23 protein-coding genes are annotated in these 24406 nt (G+C 45.4%); 22 read left to right on the plus strand and 1 reads right to left on the minus strand.

Going from position 1 to position 24406, the window contains the following annotated elements; genetic code table 11:
* Window positions 1–36: 36 nt before the first annotated feature.
* From ARA78_RS09145 to ARA78_RS09205, 13 genes are all read left to right on the plus strand, one after another.
* Entirely contained in the window at window positions 37–747 is a 711-nt protein-coding gene (locus ARA78_RS09145; protein WP_015533583.1) for an ABC transporter ATP-binding protein, read from the plus strand.
* The gene (locus ARA78_RS09150) at window positions 744–2342 is read left to right on the plus strand and encodes a putative ABC transporter permease subunit (RefSeq protein ID WP_055280421.1); all 1599 of its coding nucleotides are present in this window, start codon (window positions 744–746) and stop codon (window positions 2340–2342) included. The genes ARA78_RS09145 and ARA78_RS09150 overlap by 4 nt, the downstream gene beginning before the upstream one ends.
* Window positions 2343–2476: 134 nt before the next feature.
* A complete protein-coding gene (trhA, locus tag ARA78_RS09155; protein ID WP_055280422.1) occupies window positions 2477–3229 on the plus strand; it encodes a PAQR family membrane homeostasis protein TrhA in 753 nt (250 codons plus the stop codon).
* Window positions 3230–3598: 369 nt separating this feature from the next.
* On the plus strand, window positions 3599–4243 hold the full coding sequence (locus tag ARA78_RS09160) for a sugar O-acetyltransferase (protein WP_055280423.1): 645 nt from the start codon (window positions 3599–3601) through the stop codon (window positions 4241–4243).
* On the plus strand, window positions 4237–4980 hold the full coding sequence (gene truA / locus ARA78_RS09165; protein WP_055280424.1) for a tRNA pseudouridine(38-40) synthase TruA: 744 nt from the start codon (window positions 4237–4239) through the stop codon (window positions 4978–4980). Before ARA78_RS09160 ends, truA begins: the two co-directional genes overlap by 7 nt.
* Before the next feature lie 14 nt (window positions 4981–4994).
* A complete protein-coding gene (locus ARA78_RS09170) occupies window positions 4995–5657 on the plus strand; it encodes a DUF6709 family protein (protein ID WP_242849701.1) in 663 nt (220 codons plus the stop codon).
* A 42-nt stretch (window positions 5658–5699) separates the two neighbouring features.
* Entirely contained in the window at window positions 5700–6512 is an 813-nt protein-coding gene (locus tag ARA78_RS09175) for a threonine/serine exporter family protein (RefSeq protein ID WP_055280426.1), read from the plus strand.
* Between the two features lie 18 nt (window positions 6513–6530).
* Window positions 6531–6986 carry a threonine/serine exporter family protein gene (locus ARA78_RS09180; protein WP_055280427.1) on the plus strand — a complete coding sequence of 152 codons (456 nt, stop codon included), beginning with the start codon at window positions 6531–6533 and terminating at the stop codon, window positions 6984–6986.
* Between the two features lie 46 nt (window positions 6987–7032).
* Window positions 7033–7311 (plus strand): hypothetical protein, encoded by a 279-nt coding sequence (locus ARA78_RS09185; RefSeq protein WP_015533590.1) that lies wholly within the window; start codon window positions 7033–7035, stop codon window positions 7309–7311.
* 173 nt (window positions 7312–7484) lie between these two features.
* On the plus strand, window positions 7485–7772 hold the full coding sequence (locus ARA78_RS09190; protein WP_055280428.1) for a hypothetical protein: 288 nt from the start codon (window positions 7485–7487) through the stop codon (window positions 7770–7772).
* Window positions 7773–7842: 70 nt separating this feature from the next.
* Complete coding sequence (locus ARA78_RS09195; RefSeq protein ID WP_055280429.1) at window positions 7843–9285, plus strand: DUF6034 family protein; 1443 nt, start codon at window positions 7843–7845, stop codon at window positions 9283–9285.
* A 116-nt stretch (window positions 9286–9401) separates the two neighbouring features.
* Window positions 9402–9620: a hypothetical protein gene (locus ARA78_RS09200; protein WP_118649791.1), complete on the plus strand. Its 219-nt coding sequence runs from the start codon at window positions 9402–9404 to the stop codon at window positions 9618–9620.
* A gap of 12 nt (window positions 9621–9632) precedes the next feature.
* Complete coding sequence (locus ARA78_RS09205; protein ID WP_055280431.1) at window positions 9633–9848, plus strand: hypothetical protein; 216 nt, start codon at window positions 9633–9635, stop codon at window positions 9846–9848.
* A 121-nt stretch (window positions 9849–9969) separates the two neighbouring features.
* Here the strand turns inward: ARA78_RS09205 and nrdD are convergent, their stop codons facing one another.
* Window positions 9970–12165 (minus strand): anaerobic ribonucleoside-triphosphate reductase, encoded by a 2196-nt coding sequence (gene nrdD / locus ARA78_RS09210; protein ID WP_055280432.1) that lies wholly within the window; start codon window positions 12163–12165, stop codon window positions 9970–9972.
* A 422-nt stretch (window positions 12166–12587) separates the two neighbouring features.
* Here nrdD and ARA78_RS09215 point away from each other — a divergent pair, with 422 nt between their 5' ends.
* The 9 genes from ARA78_RS09215 to ARA78_RS09255 all read left to right on the plus strand — a co-directional run bounded on the left by ARA78_RS09215 (window position 12588) and on the right by ARA78_RS09255 (window position 24360).
* The gene (locus ARA78_RS09215; protein WP_015533595.1) at window positions 12588–13463 is read left to right on the plus strand and encodes a phosphoribosylaminoimidazolesuccinocarboxamide synthase; all 876 of its coding nucleotides are present in this window, start codon (window positions 12588–12590) and stop codon (window positions 13461–13463) included.
* Between the two features lie 309 nt (window positions 13464–13772).
* On the plus strand, window positions 13773–15764 hold the full coding sequence (locus tag ARA78_RS09220) for an NAD(+) synthase (RefSeq protein WP_022216858.1): 1992 nt from the start codon (window positions 13773–13775) through the stop codon (window positions 15762–15764).
* 251 nt (window positions 15765–16015) lie between these two features.
* Window positions 16016–16357 (plus strand): phenylpyruvate tautomerase MIF-related protein, encoded by a 342-nt coding sequence (locus ARA78_RS09225; RefSeq protein ID WP_015533597.1) that lies wholly within the window; start codon window positions 16016–16018, stop codon window positions 16355–16357.
* On the plus strand, window positions 16357–16869 hold the full coding sequence (locus ARA78_RS09230; RefSeq protein ID WP_172674917.1) for a phosphatase PAP2 family protein: 513 nt from the start codon (window positions 16357–16359) through the stop codon (window positions 16867–16869). The genes ARA78_RS09225 and ARA78_RS09230 overlap by 1 nt, the downstream gene beginning before the upstream one ends.
* 33 nt (window positions 16870–16902) lie before the next feature.
* Complete coding sequence (locus ARA78_RS09235) at window positions 16903–17904, plus strand: helix-turn-helix transcriptional regulator (protein WP_055280434.1); 1002 nt, start codon at window positions 16903–16905, stop codon at window positions 17902–17904.
* A 117-nt stretch (window positions 17905–18021) separates the two neighbouring features.
* Window positions 18022–19575, plus strand: coding sequence for a hemoblobin-interacting domain-containing protein (locus ARA78_RS09240; RefSeq protein ID WP_055280435.1), 1554 nt, complete (start codon window positions 18022–18024; stop codon window positions 19573–19575).
* Window positions 19576–19888: 313 nt separating this feature from the next.
* Window positions 19889–21640, plus strand: a complete 1752-nt coding sequence (locus tag ARA78_RS09245) for an ABC transporter ATP-binding protein (RefSeq protein WP_055280436.1) — start codon at window positions 19889–19891, stop codon at window positions 21638–21640.
* A gap of 60 nt (window positions 21641–21700) precedes the next feature.
* Window positions 21701–23617 (plus strand): ABC transporter ATP-binding protein, encoded by a 1917-nt coding sequence (locus ARA78_RS09250; RefSeq protein WP_204987952.1) that lies wholly within the window; start codon window positions 21701–21703, stop codon window positions 23615–23617.
* 239 nt (window positions 23618–23856) lie between these two features.
* Complete coding sequence (locus ARA78_RS09255; RefSeq protein ID WP_055273229.1) at window positions 23857–24360, plus strand: hypothetical protein; 504 nt, start codon at window positions 23857–23859, stop codon at window positions 24358–24360.
* Window positions 24361–24406: the final 46 nt, after the last annotated feature.

The raw sequence follows: 24406 nt of genomic DNA on the forward strand, positions 1-24406 counted from the left end.
ACCTCCGTCCCCTGTTTTGAAAAAGGAGAAAATAATATGCTGCAAATAAAAAATCTCACAAAGAGATATGGAGATAAGTTGGCGGTGGACAATCTAAGCCTACATATAATGCCGGGGGAGATATATGGTTTCATCGGACACAACGGGGCAGGTAAGACAACCACTATAAAAGCGTGTACAGGGATCCTGAATTTTGAGGAGGGAGATATCCTTATAGATGGTGTGTCCATAAAGGAAAAACCGCTGGAATGCAAGAAACAGATGGCATATATTCCTGACAATCCAGATATGTATGATTTTATGACCGGAATCGGATATTTGAATTTTATAGCAGATATATTTGACGTGCCGGAGGAAGTCAGGGACGAGCTCATAGACAAATATGCTGACGCATTTGAGATAAAAGACAACCTAGGACAGCTGATATCCGAGTATTCCCATGGTATGAAGCAGAAACTGGCAATCATATCAGCATGGATACATGAGCCGAAACTTGTCATCATGGATGAACCGTTTGTCGGACTCGATCCAAAGGCTTCCCATATACTCAAGCAGATGATGAGAAAAATGTGCGATGACGGAGGGGCGATATTCTTCTCCACACATGTATTGGAAGTCGCAGAAAAGCTGTGCGATAAAGTGGCGATCATAAAAGGCGGACGACTGGTGAAGGCGGGCATAATGGAGCAGGTGAAGGGAGACGAGTCACTTGAATCCGTGTTCCTTGATCTGGAGGGTGAGTCATGATAAGGATATTGATGAAGAAACAGCTTAAGATGCTGTTCAGTGGATTTTTCGTTGACCGGAAGACTGGAAAGTCCAGATCCAAAGGTGCTGTAGTTCTGGGTATCATCAGTTATGTGGCAGTGCTGCAGGGCTGTATGGGAGCCATGTTCGGAATGGAGGCATATTCGGTGTGTGAGCCGCTTTGTTCTGCGGGGCTTGATTGGATGTACATGGCGATGATGTCTATGATGGCGTTGACCATCGGTATATTAGGAAGTGTGTTCAATACATATGCGAGCTTGTATCAGGCAAAAGACAATGACCTGATGCTGTCACTGCCCATCCCGGTCAGGGCTATATTATTTGCAAGACTGTCAGGAGTGTACATCATGGGTGCGATGTTCGCCGTGACCGCCATGGTTCCCGGTATCATAGTATATGGAATAGTAGCCCATCCCGGTGTGTGGCCGGTCGTGTCATCTATTATAGTACTGGTTCTTCTGACATTTGTCATACTGGTGCTCTCATGTATACTTGGCTGGGTAGTGGGGAAGATAGGCAATAAGACCAGAAATAAGAGCTTTGTGACAGTTGTATTGTCACTGGCATTTATAGCCGCATATTATGCTGTATACATGAATGCAAATAAGCTGCTCTCAAAGATCCTGGCAAACAGCGGAGAATACAGTGCAAAGATAAAAGGTGCTGCATATCCGCTCTATTCAATTGGTCGTGCGGCTACAGGAGATGGATTGCAGCTGGCGTTTGTGGCAACAGGCACATTGATCATCTCTCTTGCAGTGTGGCTGGTACTTGAGAGAACATTCATCGGAATCGTGACGACAAAAGCCGGACATACAAAAAGGAAGAATATAATAAAAGCTGCAAAGGCGCAGAGCCAGGATGCAGCACTTCTTCAGAAAGAGTTCAAAAGACTGGCAGCATCTGCCGTATATATGCTCAACTGTTCCCTGGGGACATTGATAATGATCGCTATGGCAGTGGTTTGTCTTGTTAAAGGACAGTATGTAGTAGATATGATTACGAAAACTCCCGGACTACCGGATGGTGTACTTATAATTGGGGCGTGTATAGCCGTATGTGCCGCCGCGTCGATGAATGATCTGACTGCACCATCGATATCTCTGGAGGGAAAGAATCTTTGGATCGTGCGTTCGCTTCCAGTCACATCGTGGCAGATACTTAGGGCAAAACTGAGGATGCATGTGATACTTACCCTGATTCCGGCGCTGATCCTTGATATAGTGATGCTTGTTTTTGTGACACCATCACTTGTAGATGGCGTGATGATGTTACTGATACCATGTCTTTATGTGTGCCTGACTGCATACATAGGGCTTGCAGTCAATCTCAAGATGCCAAAGCTTGACTGGACGTCGGAAGCATCGGTCGTGAAGCAGAGCATGGGTGTACTTGTTGCTATTTTATCGAATTTTGTATATATTATTGTACTTGTGGTGGGATATTTGTTATTCGGAGGTTTTACCGGAGCGACAATGTATCTAGCAATAAGCACTGCATTGACGGCAGCCGTTGCAGTTTTGTTTAGAATATGGCTGAAGAGACGTGGGGTGCAGGTGCTTGAGGCGCTCTAGTTGTCTGCGATGATGAATCCAGGGCTGTGCTCTGCATGGAAGCTGGAGACTGCGGTTGTAAGACAGTGTAGATTATAGATAGCAGTATAAATTATAGATAGAGTTATAGATAGAAAGAAGTTTTAGGATTAAATATGGCAGAAGTAAATAACTTAGAAACAGACATGAGCAGTCAGCAGAAAGCTGAGCTGGACAAAGAGAAAAGCAAAGAAGAGAAGAAAGATTCAAAAAGAGCAAAAAAGCAGCACTACAGGGAACTGAATGAGCCGCCAAAGCTCACCGTTCTCGAGGAGGTGGGAAATGCTGTTACCCACGGAATAGGAGCAGGGCTTGCCATAGCCGGCTTTGTCCTTCTTCTCCTGAAGTCAGACACAGGACTCAAAGTGATGGCATCGTGTTTTTATGGAATATCACTGATATTGATGTTTCTCATGAGCTGTCTGTATCACTCATACAAATCCGGTCTGGCAGTCAAGCGGCTCTGGAGAAGATTTGACTATTCCTCGATATATCTGCTGATAGGCGGAACATTTGCTCCGCTGTACCTTGTGTACTGGGGAAATGTGCTTGGAATAGTGTTGTTCTGTGTGCAGTGGGCGCTCATAATAGCGGGGATCACCATCATATGTGTGTTCGGACCGGGCAGGTTCAGACCAATACACTATACGTTGTACTTCGTCATCGGATGGAGCGCCATCATGTTCATTCCGGGCTGGTTCAGAAATGACAAGCCGCTTCTGGGATGGATCGTGGGCGGAGGTGTTGTCTATACGCTTGGCATGATTCCATTTGTGAAGGACACCAAGGGGGCGCACTTTATCTGGCATATCTTTGTGATGCTGGGGGCCGCGCTGCATTGGTTTGGGATGTACCTTTATGTGTATTGAGGACGGACGAAAAACTGCTCTCCAGACATAATAAGCCGTGTGCCTGTATTCTGAATCACACTAATCTTCCGCCACTTCAGCTTGCTTATATTTGCACTGCGCTCTGCGCACGATAAGGGCGTTTGTGCGCGCCGCTCCGGCAATAAGCGCTGAAGTTCAGTCGATTACGCTATCGATTCAGAATACAGGCACGCGGCTTATTATAATATCTGGAGAGCAGTTTTTCTGTTACCGATAGAAGTTTATTGCTTATATTGGATTCGATTTACGAGTAATTATATTTGCGGTTGATTGCAGCCATAAAGAATGGTATCTTTTAGTCAGATATAAACATGATGAGTAAATATTATAATACGAGGAGAAAATTCTATGGATAGAGTAGAGAAAATGTTTGGCAGAATGAAAGCTGGCAAGTTATATAAATGTGTGGACTGGGATCCAGAGGGGAAGGCGAAGGATCTGGTTGATAAGTTCAATGGTGCTCCGAGGTCTGAGACAATGACAAGAACCGGCGAGTATCTTGGAAAATTATTCGCACACATGGGAAAGGAGTGTTACATAGAGCCGCCATTTTACTGCGACTATGGAACAAATATACATGTGGGAGACTATTTCTATGCAAATACAGGGCTGATAGTCCTGGATCAGTGTGACGTCGTCATTGGAGATCATGCATTTCTGGGACCAAGGGTCAATATATATTGCGCAAGTCATCCGATAGATGCGATGATCAGAAATGCCGGTGTGGAGCTTGGCAAGCCGGTCACAATAGGCGATAATGTATGGATCGGCGGCAATACGGTCATCAATCCGGGTGTGACCATAGGTTCAAATGTTGTCATAGGCTCAGGGGCGGTTGTCACAAAGGATATTCCGGATGGTGTGATAGCTGCTGGAAATCCATGTAAAGTCATAAGACCGATAACAGAAAAAGATAAGCAATATTGGCTTGAACAGGTAAAGGAATTTGAGACAGACACAGGCGAGCAGGTCCCTGGAGAGGACATATGGTAAATTACAGATTTACTTTCAGCTATGATGGCACACGTTATCATGGCTGGGAGAGCAAGACAAATGCGGATACAGTGGAGGGGCGAATAGAGGCGGTCCTAACCAGGATGGTCGATGCAAAGGTCGATATCCATGGTGCAGGCAGGACTGATGCGGGAGTACATGCCAGAGCCATGGTGGCAAACGGAAGGCTAGAAACAGATAAGACTCCGGAAGAGATAAAAGATTATCTGAACAGATATCTGCCTGCGGATATCTGCGCGCTTGATGTTGCTGTGGCCGGGGACAGGTTTCATGCAAGGCTGAATGCAACCGGTAAAGTCTACGAATACACGCTGTATGTAGGTGCTGAGAAACCTGTATTTGATAGAAATTATGTGTGGTGTGTGCCACAGGGCAGTATACTTGATGTGGATGTGATGAAAAAGGCTGCATCGTATTTTGTCGGAAAGCATGATTTCAGATCTTTTTGTGGCAACAATAAAATGAAGAAATCCACGGTCAGAACTATATACGATGTGGATATAGTCAAGGAGGGAGACTACGTCCGCATGAGATTCCATGGAAATGGCTTTTTGCAGAACATGGTGAGGATACTGACCGGAACACTGGTAGAGGTTGGATATGGGAATATGAGTGCGGAGCATATTCCTGAGATCATAGCCGGGATGGACAGGCAGCTGGCGGGGCCTACGGCGCCTCCACATGGACTTTGCCTGATGAAGGTGGAATATGACTGAGTACAATTAAGAAAATGGGGTTAAAACAGATGATAAAGAAGCTTGGAACAAAGTACAGGATAAAATGTATTATTGGAGCAGTGATATTTGCAGCAATCGGAATCTCCGGTGTTGCTGCAGCAATGGGGGTAGATGAAGGATCAATATGGATAGGGCTTGGATCTGCGATGTTCCTCGCATTTGCGGCATGGTTTGTATCCTTGGCAATAAGGCAGAGCAACATAAGAGACGTGCTGGATTACTGTAAGAAGAAGCCGAATCCTGAGTATGAGATGGAGAGGATAGAGCAGTTTTACAGATCAGGTGCTGCAGTGAATGGTCTCAGATTAAATAATGAGTTCTTCATGTATATCAAGGGTGATACGGTGAATTTTGCCGAGACCAGGGAGCTTATGTGGGTATATAAGCTCATAACCCAGAACAAAGTGTACGGAATTAAGGCGGGTAAGTCTTACCAGATCGAGGTCAGGCTGAATGATGGCAGCGGAATGGCGCTTCCGATGAGGAAGGAGAAGGACTGTGATGACACCCTTGCATACATAGAAAGCATGGTTCCATACATAATAATAGGATATAACGATGAGATAAATAAGATATATAACCACAATCAGAAGGAACTGGAGAAAATGGTGGATGAGAGAAGACACCAGTACTTCCAGCAGGTTCCAATGAGATAGATAATGGCATGAGGTATATCTGTACAAAAAGGATGGTGGCATATGGGTATGGCGGATATTGACAGGCACAGCGGAATGGAGAAGCTGCGGGATATGCCTCAGGGAAGTCCGGAGGATGTGAAAATGCTCGGTCTGTTCATGGATGTGGGAGCCATGATGATCCGGAATGGCTCGGAGGTGAAGAGAGTGGAGGATACACTCAGACGAATGGGAGCTGCTTATGGAGCAGAGCGTATGGACGTATTTGCTATTACATCCACTCTGGTATGTACCATGAACATGCCGGATGGATCGGTGTGCTCCATGACCAGAGGAACCAGGGATGGGACAAAGACGGACTTCTGGAAGCTGGAGCGGATAAATGCCCTGAGCAGAGAGTATTGCAGACAGCCACTAGCCACTGAGGGCCTGAAAGAACGAATTGAAGAGATAGAGCAGGCATCAGCGCCGAGATTCCGGGTGTGCGTGGGAAGCGTGCTGGCGGCGGGAGCGCTTGCGGTATTCTTCGGCGGAACCATACTTGATGGAGCTATGGCGGCGGCATTTGCTGTGGGGATATGGCTGATGCAGATGTATTTCGCCCCGATATGTACCAACAACATACTGTTTAATTTTCTGTGTTCATTTGTCACAGGAGTGCTGATCGGACTGGCGGGGCGTGTGTTTCCAATACATGAGGACAAGGTCATGATAGGAGACATTATGCTGCTGATCCCGGGACTTGCGCTGACAAATGCAGTGAAGGACATGTTTGTCGGTGATACGATAACTGGAAGCCTGAGACTGGTTGAATCAGTTCTGTGGGCGGCAGGCATAGCCTGCGGATTTGCATTGGCGGTATTTATCTGCAGATAACAACAGGAGGAATGGCAAATGGCGGTACAGATAATCACTGCGCTTCTGGGATCACTGGGATTTGCGCTTATGTTCAATCTTGGCAGGCGGAATGTGATACCGGCGGCGGTCAATGGAATGTGCACATGGATAGTATACATTCTGGTCAGAAATATCATAGATGACGTATTTATCCCGTCTCTTGCGGCAAGCCTGTGGGCTGCCATATATGCTGAGATAGCGGCAAGGATCATGAAAGCACCGGCAAATCAGTATCTTATAGTCGGACTCATTCCGCTTCTGCCGGGGGCTCCGTTCTATTACACACTGAGCGCGGCATTTGATTCAGACTGGAAGGCCGCAAGCGCATATGGCAATTCCACAATGCTGTTCGTGCTGGGGATTGCGGTGGGAATAAGCGCAGTCTGTGGATGTGATGACATAATAAGGAGGCTTAAGAACAAAAAGTCGGAAAGCTTGAGTAAACACATATAAGGTGTTATGATACAGGTTAAGTGTTATATTAAGGAGATCGAGGGTTATGCTTGAGAAGTATGGAAAAAAGCTGTTTATATTGCTTGGATGTGATGTAGTATATTTTATATTGTGGGTTATACCGGCCATAAGGATACCTGCTTCATCTGCGATTTTTACCGGACTTGGGCTTATGACCATGACGGCACTCAGCTTTGTTGAGGTTGAGGATGATACATTTGACAGGGTGACAGGTGATGAGAAGTGGTTTAAGATAGCCTTTCTGGTGGGAGCGGCACTCACGCTTGTGGGAATCATACTCCTGCTGATGTTTTTCAAATTCTAAATATAATGTGGATTATAGATCCCTTCCGTATGATTAGGTACATCATACGGAAGGGATTTTTTCGTCTTAAGAATATCTTAAAGTTCCCGGCAATTGTTTCTTAATGTACACCCATTTTACAATACATTATGAGCAGAGACATTTCTGAAGTTTAATGTGAAGGGAGGCAGAAAATGTCAGGAAATTCGTGGCGGAAAACTGCGCTGGTCATGTCTGTACTTGCCGTATGTGGCATGTGTGGCTGTGAGAACAGGTCGAGCGGTGATGGGGACAGGACAGAATACATATATGGTGATTCCATTGAGGAGAGTCATGGCGCATACGATAATATAGTGCAGCTTGTGTACATAAACGCAGTGGATGGAAGCTGTGTAGATATAATTGAGACTGCAAAATGTCTTGAGACATGGTACGGAACAGACCCGGAGACTGGGGCAGGAACAAAAACCATATCAAAATAAATGTGCTGATATGGTCAGGTGAAATGTCTAATATATGAATATTTGCGAAATGACAAGGAGGAAGATAATCATGGGAAAGAGAGCGACAAGAATAGCGGCATGTGTGCTGGCAGGAGTGATGGCGATGCAGATGACAGGATGTGGAAATAAAAAGGTTGATTATACATTGGATGGAGAGTCGGGTTCGGCAAGTGGATACAGTGATGATGGCAGTAACGATGCGGGTGGCAGCCTTGCAAAGAGTCTGGGAATCCCGGAGAAGTGTGATGAGACATTTGATGTGGGCAATTCGGGCTTGTCAGAGATAAGCTGTTCCGGTTCGATAGATATTCCTGATACGGATTCCATGAAGAGGGTATATTACAGCACTATGAAGCTTGATGCTGCACAGATACAGAGCATTGTCGAGGGACTCCTGGACAAGTCCCAGGGCATATATATCCGCAAGGATGGAGTGCAGACCAAGGATGAGCTGAAGAGTATGATAGAGAGTACAGAGAAGTTTAAGAAGGAGGCTCAGGGGCAGGGGGATGATTCGTCGGATGCCTGGTATGATACCCAGATAGAGACATACAAGAAGCAGATGGCAGATGCACCGGATTCACTTCCTTTGCTGGAGAATTATGATGATCCGTATTCATCGTATACAGGCAAATATGGAGACAAGGAATATACGGTGAGTATATCACAGTATGGCGGTGAGGATGACAATACAGACGCAGGTGTGTATATATCATTTTACAAATCCGAGAGTGAGGAAAACAAGCTTTTGGATGGTGTGAGCGGCGCAACATACACCTATGTGACGGGCATCAGCAATGCCACAGACATAGATCTGACCAATGTCACAAATGAGAGCAAACTCACGGAGAACGATGCCATATCCCAAGCGATGAATTTCCTCTCAAAGATGGGGATAGACGGTATGGAGAGTACAAAGACAGAGCCGCTTGCCAGAATATGGTCGGATGACAATGGCGAGGTAAAGCAGACCAAGGTGAGTGGATACTCGGTAACGCTCAGCAGGTCTATATACGGAGCAAAGGAGAGAGAGGGCGAATTATATAACGTTGACAATCTCCAGACACAGAATGGCTATATGTTTGAGCCTGGTGACAGTGTAACATTAAATATTGATGATGATGGAGTTGTAGATATGTTTGCCCAGCTTTACACAGATCCTTCATCCCTGCAGGCGGAGGATGTGGAACTCATGAGCTGGAACGACATGATCGCAAAGGCAAATGAGGGCATTGCAACATATTATGAGAAATACCAGACCAGATATGGCAAGGTTCAGTTCAACAACGTGGCACTCAGATACATGGCGACAGCAGATGACGATGGAAAGCTCTGCTACATTCCTGCATGGATATTTACACAGAGCGAGGAGCTTCGGGGACAGGACACGGTAGGGGAGATATCCCAGATTATATGTATAAATGCAATTGACGGAAGCTGCATTGACATAGTGGATAATGCCAAGAAGATGAAGTTGTGGGAGACGTATTAAACGGATTATTACATCTAAATCTATCAAAAATTACATTTGCATTAATTATCACAAATTAGGGTATATAATATGTTTTGGTGTTAGCTTGTGTAATTTATGTGCAGATGATATTATGAATGATAGGAGAAGTTGTGAGATTTGTTTATAATACATTTATCTTGGATAGGGCAGAATATGCAAAAATCTGCAGAGAAATAAATACGAATTATAGTAAATACGAAGGAAAAACATACGCAGTACATATTTCGTATGGAATAGATAATAAACCATATTGGTATTATTTTGAGAATCATGGATATGATAACTATAATATATATATGAGAATAGAAATGTAAGGGGGCGTAGTTATGGAAGAATTAAGAAAACTGCTCAACAATATAGATGATTCTTATTTTGAGTTTGTCTCGGCTATGGAGCATTATGCTCAGAAGAATGCAGCAAGATTAGAAATGCTCACTGCTTATATCAAAAGAAATCCAGGCTTAAAATCCGCAGATGTTATAAAGTTTGTTTCGGATCAGCCGGATTTTGCAGATGATGCCGCTTACATGAGGGTATGCTAGATATTGTAGTTATAAGAAAGTAATAAAAATACAGACAGTCAATTGTTTTTTGAGGTCACTTCATTCACAATTGTGCTGTCTGTATTTTTATTTGAAAGTATCAGTTTTAAGCTGACTAATTCTACAGGTGAAGGACTCTGTCCTTGATCTCCTGTGTACGTCCCTGATTCCAGAACTGGGTTCCGATATAACCGCAGGTACGTCTTGCAACGAAGAGAGTGTTCTGGTCGCGGTTGCCGCAGTTAGGGCACTCCCACACCAACTTGCCATAATCGTCTGTCACGATCTTGATCTCGCCGTCATAGCCACATTTCTCACAGTAGTCGCTCTTGGTGTTGAGCTCTGCATAGAGAATGTTGTCGTATATGAACTTCATGACTTCAAGGACTGCGTCTATGTTATTCTGGAGGTTTGGAACCTCAACATAGCTGATGGCGCCGCCCGGTGACAGTTTCTGGAATTCTGACTCAAACTTCAGCTTGCTGAAGGCGTCTATGTGCTCGGTTACATGTACGTGATAGCTGTTGGTTATGTAATTCTTGTCTGTTACGCCCGGGATGATGCCGAAACGCTTCTGCAGATTCTTGGCAAATTTATAAGTAGTGGACTCCATAGGTGTTCCGTATACGGAATAGCTGATATTCTCAGCAGCCTTCCACTCAGCACATTTGTCGTTGAGCTTCTGCATTACAGCGAGCGCAAATTTCTTGCCTTCCTCGGATGTATGTGTTTTGCCGATCATACGGACACACATTTCGCAGAGACCGGCATAGCCAAGGGAAATAGTTGAGTAGCCGCCGAAGAGCAGCTTGTCAATCTTCTCGCCTTTCTTAAGTCTTGCCAGCGCACCGTGCTGCCACAGTATAGGAGCGACATCTGATATGGTCCCGAGCAGTCTTTCATGTCTGCATCTGAGTGCCTTGTGACAAAGCTCAAGACGCTCGTCCAGGATCTTCCAGAATTTGTCCATGTCGCCGTATGATGAACATGCCACATCAACAAGATTAATGGTCACGACGCCCTGGTTAAAACGTCCGTAATATTTGCGGGATCCATCAGGATTCCTGATGCCGTCCTCCTTTGTAGGAAATGATCTGCAGCCCATGCATGGATATACGTCGCCGTCCTTCATCTCTCTCATGACTTTGGCGGAGATGTAGTCAGGAACCATACGTTTTGCGGTGCATTTGGCGGCAAGCTCGGTCAGATACCAGTATTTGGAATCTGTGGTGATGTTGTCCTCGTCCAGAACATATATGAGCTTAGGAAATGCCGGAGTGATCCAGATTCCCTTCTCGTTCTTAACTCCTTTGATCCTCTGATTCAGGACCTCCTCTATGATGAGTGCCAGGTCATCCCTTGTCTGTCCCTCAGGAACCTCATCCAGGTACATGAACATGGTGACAAATGGTGCCTGTCCGTTACATGTCATCAGGGTGATGAGCTGGTACTGTATAGTCTGTATTCCACTTTTGACCTCGTTCAGAAGTCTCTTCTCTGTTATCTTGTTGATAATGGCATCATCAAGGGATTCGCCACAGTCCTTGCGCTCCTCGATGACCTGTGCACGGAGCTTCTTCCTGCTCACATCCACAAATGGTGCCAGATGGGACAGGGTAAATGTCTGCCCGCCGTACTGGTTGCTGGCAACCTGTGCCACGATCTGCGTGGTGACGTTGCATGCCGTGAAGAAGCTGTGCGGCTTCTCGATCATGGTCTCACTGATCACTGTTCCGTTCTGCAGCATATCCTCAAGGTTGATGAGGTCACAGTTGTGCTCCTTCTGAGCGTAGTAGTCAGAATCATGGAAATGTATGATTCCGGCCTCATGTGCCTCAACTATATCCTCAGGCAGAAGCATTCTCTTGGTCAGATCTTTGGATACCTCACCGGCCATGTAGTCACGCTGTGTCGAGTTGATCACCGGATTCTTGTTGGAGTTTTCCTGATTGACTTCCTCGTTCATATGGTCTATGAGCGCAAGGATTCCGTTGTCCGTGGTGTTGGACTTACGTGCGAGCTCTCTCTTGTAACGGTAACGCACATATTTTTGTGCAACCTCATATCCTCTCATCTCCATGATACCGGTCTCGACCATATCCTGAATGTCCTCCACGTGAACTGCGTGGGACATTGATTCTATCTGTTTCTCCAGGTTGTCCGCGATGGCGTGAACCTGATATTCGTTGAGCTGGTGGAGTTTGTCAACCTCATTGTTGGCAGCTTTGATGGCATTCTCGATCTTTGACAGGTCAAATGTCACCTCTTCTCCATTCCTTTTGATTACGTGTACGTGTGTTTTAGCTTCCTCTGACACAGCAATAGCCTCCCTCTTCCAATTCAATGGTAAATTTAATCGTAATATTCCAATCATTCAAGTTAACTGAAATCAGGCCAATCAGGTCTGGTTCGACGTAATATAGTAGATGCGGCTGCCTGTGCCGCATGGAATTATTTATAAAGAAAAAATATGTAAACACAATATATTTGGTGGAGATAATGTGAAACACCCACTAGATATTGTGCTCTGTTATTATAGCCATCACAAATAACATTGTAAAGATGAAAAATGTGCTTTTACACAATAAAAATCCCGTGAGGCGCATAAACCTTGACAAATTTTGAGAAAAAATTTTTGAGGGCTTCCAAAGCCTTGACAAGCAACCATAAAAAGTGATACACACTTATATGGATACAATTTCTAACAGGTATTAATACAAATATCAAGGAGATAAAAAAATGCAGGAATTAAAGCCAATCAAAGAAGGTAAGGTACGTGAGATTTATGACAATGGAGACAGCCTGATCATGGTAGCTACAGACCGTATAAGCTGCTTCGATGTCATCCTCGACAATGTAATTTCCAAGAAGGGAACAGTTCTGACACAGATGTCAAAGTTCTGGTTTGACATGACACAGGACATTCTTCCTAACCACATGATCTCAGTTGATGTAAAGGATATGCCTGAGTTCTTCCAGCAGGAGAAGTTCGACGGCAACAGCATGATGTGCAGAAAGCTTGAGATGCTTCCAATCGAGTGTATCGTTCGTGGATACATCACAGGAAGCGGCTGGGCAAGCTACAAGGAGAACGGCACAGTATGTGGAATCAAGCTCCCAGAGGGATTAAAGGAGTCTGATAAGCTTCCTGAGCCTATCTACACACCATCAACAAAGGCCGAGATTGGCGATCACGATGAGAATATATCATATGAGCAGAGCATTGCTCACCTTGAGAAGTACTTCCCTGGCAAGGGCGAGGAGTACGCTTCAAAGCTCAAGGAGTACACCATCACACTTTACAAGAAGTGTGCAGAGTACGCACTTACAAGAGGAATCATCATTGCAGATACAAAGTTTGAGTTTGGTCTCGATGAGAATGGCAATATCGTTCTCGGCGATGAGATGCTTACACCTGACAGCTCAAGATTCTGGCCAGCAGATGTATATGAGCCAGGTCATGGCCAGCCATCATTTGACAAGCAGTTCGCACGTGACTGGCTGAAGGCTAATCCTGACAAGGGCTGGAAGCTTCCTGATGATGTCGCACAGAAGACCATCGACATCTACCTTGAGGGCTATGAGAAGCTCACAGGCAAGCCACTTGGAAAGTAATCAGTACATTATAATATATAGATGCAGTGTTGAGTGATGGCGGATAAACCGTATGTCACTGGATGTCTGCATGGCAGAAAAAAGACTCCCGGCGCAATGATATGTCCGGGAGTCTTTTTTTAAAGCATTTTCGCCAAAAGATAAAAACACAAAGTTATCTGACACCCGGCGGACAAGCCCTGAACTGGGAAATGACCGAAAATAGAGACTCATCAAGTTGTGAACTTCGTTGAAATAAATGTCTCCGGGTGGTAAAGTGTAAATGTTATGAAAAGGCAAAATCAAATGAGATTTTACAAGGAGGTAACAATGAAGAATATGCTGCGTGTGGCAGCCGTTACGCCGAAGGTTCACATCGGAAGTGTCAGCGGAAATGTCAGAGAGATAATGGACATATATGAAGAGTATAAGGATGCTGCGGATGTCATAGTGACGCCGGAGCTGTCTATCACGGGATATACCTGTGCGGATCTGTTTGAGAACAGAAAGCTCATAGATGGTGCGAGAAGAGGACTTCTTCAGCTTGCCATGGCTACATGTACTGGTCAGTCGGCACTGGTGGTCGGTCTGCCATTTGAGGTGGACGGAGAGCTGTTCAACTGTGCGGCGTTCCTGCAGGGCGGAAGAGTCGTGGCCATCGTGCCGAAGACTTACCTTCCAAACTACGGTGAGTTCTACGAGAAGAGATGGTTCTCAGCCAGAAAGTATGATGCGGTGATGGTCAATCTCATGGACCCGGAAGATGATGGAGATGAGCTTGAATACAATGCTGGTTCAAAGAAAGCCGGGGACAGGGCTGTTGGCAGTGAAGTGCTGTTTGGCAACAATGTGATGATAGAGATGGGCAGCGGAGACCAGAGAGTCAAGCTTGGCATAGAGATATGCGAGGACGCCTGGACTCCGGTTTCGCCGGGAAGACTTCTCGCCATGGCGGGAGCAGAGGTGATACTCAATCTTTCCGCGTCAAATGAGGTCATAGGAAAGGCTGCATATAGGCACAAGCTGATAGGAAGTGTGTCATCGGACTGCCTGTGCGGATATGTGTATGTGTCCGCTGGAATGTATGAGTCCACATCGGATCTGGTATTTTCAGGACACAATCTGATGTACGAGAACGGCAAACTCCTCGGCGAGGTAAAGCCATTTGAGGACGGAGTATTGATCAGGGATATAAGTCTTACCAAGATAAGACACGACAGGATAGCCAACAAGTCATTTGCCGACTGTAAGCGTGATTTCGCATTCAGAAAGTATGAGACGGTGGTGTGCGATACTCCGCTCATGGACAAAGGGAATGTGCTCATGAAGGTGAAGATGACACCATTTGTCCCATCGGGAAATAAGCTTGAGAGGTGCATGGCGATATTCAAGATGCAGGTTGCCGGACTTCAGAGAAGGATAGAGGCGACCCACTGCAAATGTGTGGTCGTGGGAGTGTCAGGTGGACTTGATTCCACACTGGCTCTGCTGGTTTCGGCACAGGCGGTGAAGAATGCGGGACTTCCATCCACAACTGTCGTGGGAATCACCATGCCGGGATTTGGAACGACAAACAGGACGAAGAACAACTCCACGGAACTCATGAGACTGCTCGGCTGTGACAGCAGAGAGATAAGCATAGCTGCATCGGTGAGACAGCATTTTGCCGATATTGGACAGGACGAGAGCGTGCATGACGTCACTTATGAGAACTGTCAGGCGAGGGAGAGAACACAGATACTCATGGATGTCGCCAACAAGGAGGGCGGCTTCGTGGTTGGAACCGGAGATCTCTCGGAGCTGGCACTTGGCTGGTGCACTTACAACGGCGACCATATGAGCATGTATGCGGTGAATACAAGTATACCAAAGACGCTGGTGCGCTCACTTGTGAACGAAGTCGGACACTTCATGGAGGTTGACGGATTTGCGGGCATCGCGCCGATCATAGACGATATTATAGACACACCGGTCAGCCCGGAGCTGTTGCCACCGAACCCGGACGGAACCATCGCGCAGAAGACGGAGGACACCGTGGGATCATACATCCTGCACGATTTCTTCTTATATTATACATTGCGATATGGAATGTCACCTGAGGAGGTAAATGAGCTGTGCAAAGAGGCTGTAAGACAGAGTGACGAGTACAATTTCTCAGACAGCGAGATCGATAAATGGCAGAAGGTATTCTACACGAGATTCTTCCGCCAGCAGTTCAAGAGGAACTGTATGCCGGACGGTGTGAAAGTTGGAACCGTGTCGGTCAGCCCGAGAGGAGATCTGAGACTGCCGTCTGAGATTGAATTTGAGGACTTTTTGTAGACATTTGCCTGGGATAGTTATTAACGTGGCAGAATCATAATAGCATACCAATCAGGGGTCGCTCCCGCTTAACTCAGCCTGCAACGGTACTAAGGTGCCGCCTGTTGCGCCACCTAAGGACCGGCGGCATCGTATTCCCCTGATTTGGTAGTGCTATTATGATTCTGCCACAATATAGCATACAAAGACAAATGTCTACAAAAGTCGTGTATATATTTTATATGAATAATATAATTTAGGAGGACAAAGAAATGCCATTTATAGATTCAAAGGTTACAGTGAAGATGAGTGATGACCAGAAGGAGACTCTTAAGAGCAGTCTCGGTCAGGCGATAACAACGATGAACAAGACGGAGAGCTACCTTATGGTCGGCATCAACGATGGATACGACCTGTTCATGGGCGGAAAGAAACTTGATAAGGGTGCATATGTGGAAGTCAGCGTATTCGGTGATGTGACTCCGAAGGCATGTGATGCCATGACAGGAAAGATCTGCGATATATTTGCGGATGTGCTTGGAATCCCGGGAAATGCGGTGTACGTGACTTACCACGGCGTACATGACTGGGGCTGGAACGGCGGTAATTTCTGATGTGGGAGATAGAAGTCCTTGACGCTCTCCAGAATATACATACCCCATGGCTTGACAAGATTATGGTGGCGATCACATCCCTTGGAAATGCGGGAATACTGTGGATAGTAATGGCGGCTGTGTTGCTGATCATTCCAAAGACGAGGAAGGCAGGGCTGTGCATGGCCATCGCACTTATCCTTGATCTTCTCATAACCAACTGCTTGTTAAAGAATCTGGTTGCCAGAACAAGACCGTATGATGTGGCGAATTTTACAGATCTGATAGTGAAGAAACCAAAGGATTATTCCTTCCCATCGGGACACACGGCGGCATCATTTGCAGCTGTCACGGCGTTGTTCATGAGCAGAAAGAAACTGCTGGGCGCAATATCCTGTGTGATAGCGATCCTCATAGCGTTCTCAAGAATGTATCTGTATGTGCATTTTCCGACAGATATCATTGGCGGAATAGTGGTAGGCGTGGCAGCTGGAGTGGCAGCAGGATTTATACTTAGAGCGATTGATAAATGATTTGGCGGATCGTTGGTTTGGAGGGATACGATTATGAGTGAATATACCATACTGCCGTTGATCAATGCAGCATTTCAGCCGGGTGAAGCGAAAAAGATGGTAGACAGTTTTGAAGACAGGGATTTTCAGGAGATAGCACGTGCTGAATACTATTATTTTACCGGGCAGGCGGAGAAGTGCAATCATATAGCAGAACGTTATCTGATGAGTCATAATATAAAGTTGAAGATGTCATCCTGTCTGTTATATGTATATTCTAATCTGACACTTGGCAGAGAAACTGCATCAAGAAAAGGACTGAGGGAGATTCAGGAATGTCTTGAAAAAGAGACGAAAAATCCTTCATCCGCTGAGGACAGGGCTGTCAGTGTATTTGCGGGATATATGTCCTCTGTGCTTTTGCATCTCCCGGTGGATAAACATCCAGATGTGGAGCTTTATGCAGTAACATTGCCGCCTGGAATTAAGCTGTTTTCTGCCTATGTAATAGCTCACATGGCATATTTAAAAGGCGAGTATGGCAGGGCACTTGGAATTTGCGAGGCAGCATTGATGTTCAGGGATGATGTATATCCTATTAGTATGATCTATCTGTATTGTATGATTGCAATGTGTCAGATGAATCTGAAAAATCAGCAGAAAGCAAAAGATGCATTGATGCTGGCGTGGAACGTGGCGAAAGAAGACGAATTTCTGGAACCTTTCGTTGAACATCATGGTTTGCTGCAGGGACTTCTGGAGTCATGTATCCGCAAGGAGGATTCAAAACTATATAACAAATTATCTGATAAAGTCATTGCCTTTAGCAGGGGATGGATGTCAATCCACAATCCTATGTCAGGAAATTCAGTGACGGATGCATTATCCACAGTGGAATTCTCGATTGCAATGCTGGCAAGCCGAGATTGGAATAATCAGGAAATTGCAGATTATATGGGATTTTCACCCAATACGGTTAAAACTTATCTGAGCAGGATTTATGAAAAAATGAATATAAATAAGAGAGAAGAGCTGAAAAATTATATGCTGAAATAGGAAAATATACATTTTCGTATCGAAACGGAGATTACATGGAAGAAGTCAAAATGATAAAATCTTTATATACAGAAATCACTAACCAAACTCAGATTTATTTTTAAGGGAGGGAACTATATGAAGAGAAGAATTTTGACCACCCTGCTCACTATGTGCATGGTGCTGATGCTGCTGCGGATACCGGCATATGCGGGCAGAGCCTATTGCGACATCTGTGGTAAATGGGTAAGTACAACCGGAACTTATGAATACAAAGACGCTGGATATCATTGGCATCACGTTTATTGCACAGAATGTGGCACTAATATCACCAATCCACGTTCTGCGCATGTGTGGAGCGGAACGGCAACCTGCACAAGCGGACAGACTTGCACGATCTGCGGAGGAACATCCACCCCTCTCGGACATGATTGGAACTCAAACTGGATTTCGGATGAAAACAATCATTGGCATGAGTGTAATGTCTGCGCAGAAAAGGGCGATGTTGGAATACATATTTGGGATAATGGCACTATAACTATTTCTCCAACCTGCACAACAGAGGGGGAGAGAAAGTATACTTGCATTGGATGCGGCAGAATAAAAACAGAGACGATCCAAGCTACGGGTCACGACCTCGTACATCACGATGCACAGGCGGCGACTTGTACCGCAAACGGTTGGGAAACTTACGATACCTGCAGTAACTGTGATTACACCACCTATACGGAGATTCCGGCATCAGGTCATAGTTATGGAGATGTAACATACACATGGAGCACAGACAATCAACACTGTACAGCAGAAAGAAAATGTACAGCATGTGATGGCGTAGAAAGTGAGACAGCAGATACAACAGCAACAGTAATACAGGAAAAGAACTGCGTATTGCCAGAATTAACTACATACAGTGTGACATTTGAAAATTCTGCTTTTGAATCTCAAACAAAGGAAAATGTACGGACAGCAGAAAACGCCGGTCACGATATGGAAAAAGTAGAAAAGCAAGCTGCTACTGCTGCAAAAGAAGGAAACAGCACATATTGGTTCTGTGATAAATGTAATAAGTATTTTAGTGATGAAGAAGCAGAAAATGAAATTAAAAAGGAAGACACAGTGCTTGCGAAACTTGCCCCTGTTATTATCAAGGGAGACGGAGCGACAGTAACAGCAGGTGCGAAGAATGCACTATCATTCACATCTGATGCTGCATACAGGGATTTTATTCGTGTTGAGGTTGACGGAAAGACCATAGATGAGAGTAATTATACGGTGGAATCTGGAAGTATAATCGTAACATTGAAAGAGGATTATGTTGCCGGTTTTTCGAAGGGTGAGCATACACTTGGCATTGTCTCTGAGAGCGGAACAGCGACAGCTCATTTTACAGTAAACGAGAAGACAACGGGGACACAGGAGCCTTCGGAAGACACAACCGGTACAACACAGGAGCCTTCGGAAGACACAACCGGTACAACACAGGAGCCTTCGGAAGACACAACCAGTACAACACAGGAGCCTTCGGAAGGTACAACCAATAAAACACAGGAGACAAGTACAACGGATAAAACAACACAATCATCTCCAAAAACTGGTGACAGTACAGACTTGCAGTTGTATGTGATTCTTATGTTTGTTTCAATAGTGGGGGGGGCAGGAATTTGTGTTAAGAAAAGGTTCAAGACCCATTGATGGCTTTGAATGAAATGGCTGTTAGAGCGGAAATTACATATTAGATCTCTATAAAATGAGGCATATGGACTAAAAAGATGTTCATATGCCTTATTTTAATATGTCTTTAAATACTTTAAATACACAGAAATTTCACAAACAAAACGCCTCTGTATACTATTGACATTAAAAAATAGAAGTATTACTATTTATGCAACTTGCGTCAAATCACACATAGCTGACGATCAGATATCGCATATCATAAATCAAATTCCTGATTTTGTACATCTGAGGATTCTGTCAGCATTTCAAACCGAAACAAGGAGGAAATAGAATGATCAAAACATTGCTTGGTCAGGTGGGCGAGTACAAGAAGGACTCGATACTCACACCTGTATTTACGGCGGCAGAGGTCTTCATGGAGATCCTCATTCCATTTGTGACCGCCAAGATAATCGATGAGGGAATCAACGGACAGGACATGAGCAAGGTGTATATGTATGGCGGACTCATGCTTGTGTTGGCTTTCCTGAGCCTTTTCTTTGGAGTGATGGCGGGCAAATTCGCTGCCAGCGCATCAACAGGATTCGCGTGTAACCTGAGGGAGGGCATGTACAGGAATGTTCAGGAGTTCTCATTTACCAACATTGACAAATTCAGCACCGCCAGTCTTATAACACGTATGACGACGGATGTGACAAATGTACAGAACGCGTACCAGATGCTCATACGAATAGCGGTCAGGGCGCCGCTCATGCTTATTTGTAGTATGATAATGTGCTTTACAATCAACGTAGAGCTGTCACTTATATTTGTGGCGGCACTTGTGGTTCTTGCATTTGGTCTGTTCTACATCATATTCAAGGTGACACCTATATTTGACGAGGTGTTCAGAAACTATGATAACCTGAATGCCAGCGTTCAGGAAAATGTATCAGCGATAAGAGTTGTAAAGGCATTTGTCAGGGAAGAATACGAGGATAAGAAGTTTGGGAAGGCAGCAGAGGTTCTTGCGGAACTGTCCATAAAGGCTGAGAGTCTGCTGGCTTTCAACAATCCTATCATGATGTTCGTTATCTTCACATGCATGATGCTCCTCTCATGGATCGGAGCGCATTTCATAGTCAGCGGAAGTATGACGACTGGTAATCTCACGTCACTTTTCAGCTATGTCATGAGCATGATGATGTCGCTGATGATGCTGTCCATGGTATTTGTCATGATCTCCATGAGCATGGCGAGTATGAGACGTATATCTGAGGTACTTGAGGAGACACCTACCATGACCAATCCTGATGAGCCGATCATGGAGGTCCCTGATGGAAGAATAGATTTTAACCATGTTGATTTTGTATATAAGGCAGGAAGTGCAGAGGACACGCTGAAGGATATTGACATTCACATAAAGTCTGGAGAGACAGTTGGTGTGATAGGTGGAACCGGCTGCGGTAAGTCGACATTTGTCAATCTGATAAGCAGACTTTACGATGTGAAACCGGACGGTGGTTCGGTCTGTGTCGGAGGACATGACGTGCGTGATTACGATATGGAGGTCATCCGAAATGAAGTGGCGGTTGTGCTCCAGAAGAATGTGCTGTTTTCGGGTACGATACTTGATAATCTGAGATGGGGCAAGGAGGATGCCACGGAGGAAGAGTGCCGTGAGGTGTGCGCGCTTGCCTGTGCGGATGAGTTCATAGACAGGATGCCGGATGGATATAACACCTGGATCGAGCAGGGCGGAAGCAATGTGTCCGGCGGTCAGAAGCAGAGACTCTGCATTGCCAGAGCGCTGCTCAAGAGCCCGAAGGTACTCATTCTCGATGATTCCACAAGCGCAGTTGACACCGCCACGGATGCGAAGATCAGGCAGGCATTTGCAACCAAGATACCGAACACCACCAAGATCATCATATCCCAGAGAATATCAAGTGTGCAGGATGCTGACAGGATCATAGTTCTGGATAACGGAATGGTCAGCGGCTTCGACACACATGAGAATCTGTTAAAGAACAACACGATATATAAGGAGATTTACGACGTACAGATGTCTGGCGGCGGTGATTTCGATGAGAAGATGAATTAATTATGAAGGAAAGGAGGCAGTGTAATGACAGGAAATACAGAGAAATACAGTGAAAATAAGATGGATGATAAAGTGGATGCAGGGCTGAAGAGACCTGGAAAGGATCAGGGCAAAAATCCCATGAAGGCACTTGGAAGGCTGATCAGATATATTCTTAAGGAATACAAGCTGGCATGTATTACGGTTGTGGTCAGCATACTTATATCGGCGCTTGCGATACTGAGTATATCGATGTTCATGCAGAAACTTATCGATGTATATATTGAACCGATGATGAAACAGAGCTCACCTGATTATGGTCCCCTGGCCCACAGGATGCTGGGGCTTGGACTTATACTTGTGCTGGGAATCATCTGCGCATACGCGTACAACAGGATCATGGTAAATGTGACTCAGGGAACCATGAAGAGGCTCAGAGTTCAGCTCTTTGAGAGAATGGAATCCCTTCCGATATCTTTCTTTGACACACATGCACATGGAGATATCATGTCGGTGTACACCAATGATGTTGACACACTCCGTCAGGTCATAAGCCAGAGTATGCCGCAGCTTATCAACTCAAGCATCACATTTATCTCAACACTCATTGCGATGATAGTTCTTGATATACCGTTCACGGTGCTGTCAGTCGTCATGGTACTAATCATGATAAAGGCGACATCAAGCTTGGGCGCGAAGTCGGGAAGATACTTTATGAAGCAGCAGCAGGATCTTGGTAAGGTAAATGGTTATATAGAGGAAATGATGAGCGGCCAGAAGGTTGTCAAGGTGTTCTGCCACGAAGAAAAGGCATATGACGATTTCTGCAAGTTGAACAGATCTCTTCAGGACAGCGCCTACAAGGCCAATATGATAGCCAACATTACCATGCCGGTGAATGCAAACCTTGGAAACATAAGCTACGTTCTCTGTGCTGTACTTGGAGGTGTACTTGCAGTAAATGGCTGGTCAGGGCTTACCATAGGAACACTTGTGGCATTCCTGACGCTTAACAAGAGCTTTACGATGCCGGTTACACAGATAAGTCAGCAGATCAATGCAATAGTCATGGCGGCTGCCGGAGCTGACAGGGTATTTACTATGACAGACGAGATGCCTGAGGAGGACGAGGGCTATGTTGAGCTGGTAAATGCAAAGAAGGATGCAGATGGCAATCTCACGGAGACCGAGGAGAGAACCGGACTCTGGGCATGGAGACATAGGCATGAGACTGGCGAGGTCACATACAGGGAGCTTACAGGCGAGGTTGAATTTGAGAATGTGGACTTCGGTTACAATCCGGATAAGATAGTTCTGCACGACATAAATATGTATGCAAAGCCTGGTCAGAAGATAGCATTTGTCGGAAGTACAGGCGCGGGCAAGACGACCATAACCAATCTGATAAACAGGTTTTATGATATACAGGACGGCAAGATAAGGTACGACAATATCAACATAGGCAAGATCAGGAAGCCGGATCTCAGACGAAGTCTTGGTATAGTTCTTCAGGATACACATCTGTTCACAGGAACAGTCATGGATAACATAAGATACGGCAAGCTGGATGCCACGGATGAGGAGTGTATCAAGGCTGCAAAGCTTGCAAATGCCCACGACTTCATAAAGCGTCTTCCGGACGGTTATAACACAATCCTTACTGGCGATGGTTCAAACCTCAGTCAGGGACAGAGACAGCTTCTTGCGATCGCGAGGGCGGCGGTTGCAGATCCACCAGCACTGATCCTGGACGAGGCTACATCATCCATTGATACGAGAACCGAGGCTATGGTTTCAAAGGGAATGGATGCCCTCATGGAGGGAAGAACGTCATTTGTCATAGCTCACCGACTTTCCACGGTCAAGGACGCGGACTGTATCATGGTCATGGAGCAGGGACGCATCATAGAGAGAGGCACCCACGACCAGCTCATAGATATGAAGGGCAGATATTATCAGCTGTACACTGGCAAGAAGGCCGTAGCTGGGCAGGCGTAAGCCAAATTGTTTATAAAAAACAGAAAATTACTTGGAATTTAAAAATATTTGTGCTACCATAGGGGCAATTAATGGTAGTCGCAGTTAAGCTCAACGAGATGAAAGTTTCGTTGGGCTTTTTATTTTCATAAGGAGGGGCCCGCGTAAGCGGGAGGAATCCTTGAGAAGCACGCATGCGCCTGCGCGAAGCGCTTTTGAATGCGCATGCTCAATATTATTTTCATAAGGAGGAAATTATTATGCCACAAAACAAATTACAGGAATTCGTATTCACAACGATCATGGCCATGTTCATGGTCTATGGAATGATCTGCTACAATGTAGCATTAAGCACAGGAGGTTTCACCAATCAGACATTTGTCATGGCACTTCATGAGATGCCGATCATGTGGCCGATAGCTATTGTGCTTGAGCTTTTCGTGGTTGGAAAGCTTGCACCAATGCTTGCGTTCAAGATCGTGAGACCGACTGACAGACCACAGGTGATAACCTTCATGATATCATTCTACATCTGCATAATGATGTGTCCGATCATGAGCCTTATAGCAACTGTTTTGTTCAAGGATTCACCAAGTGTTGGTACATTTATCCAGACATGGGGAATGAATCTCCCTGTTGCACTGCTCTGGCAGCTCTGCTATTGCGGACCGCTTGTGAGATTGATATTCAGAACCATATTTAAGAAACAGCTTTCGGGAGCAGGATGCGCCGAGACATCAAATGAGCCTCAGCCAGAGGCTTAATTCTCCGTTTTGGAGAGTTTTGCCTAAAGTATAGACAAAGGCTGGG

Source organism: Coprococcus eutactus (genome assembly GCF_001404675.1).
In the GTDB taxonomy this organism is placed as follows: Bacteria; Bacillota; Clostridia; order Lachnospirales; family Lachnospiraceae; genus Coprococcus; species Coprococcus aceti.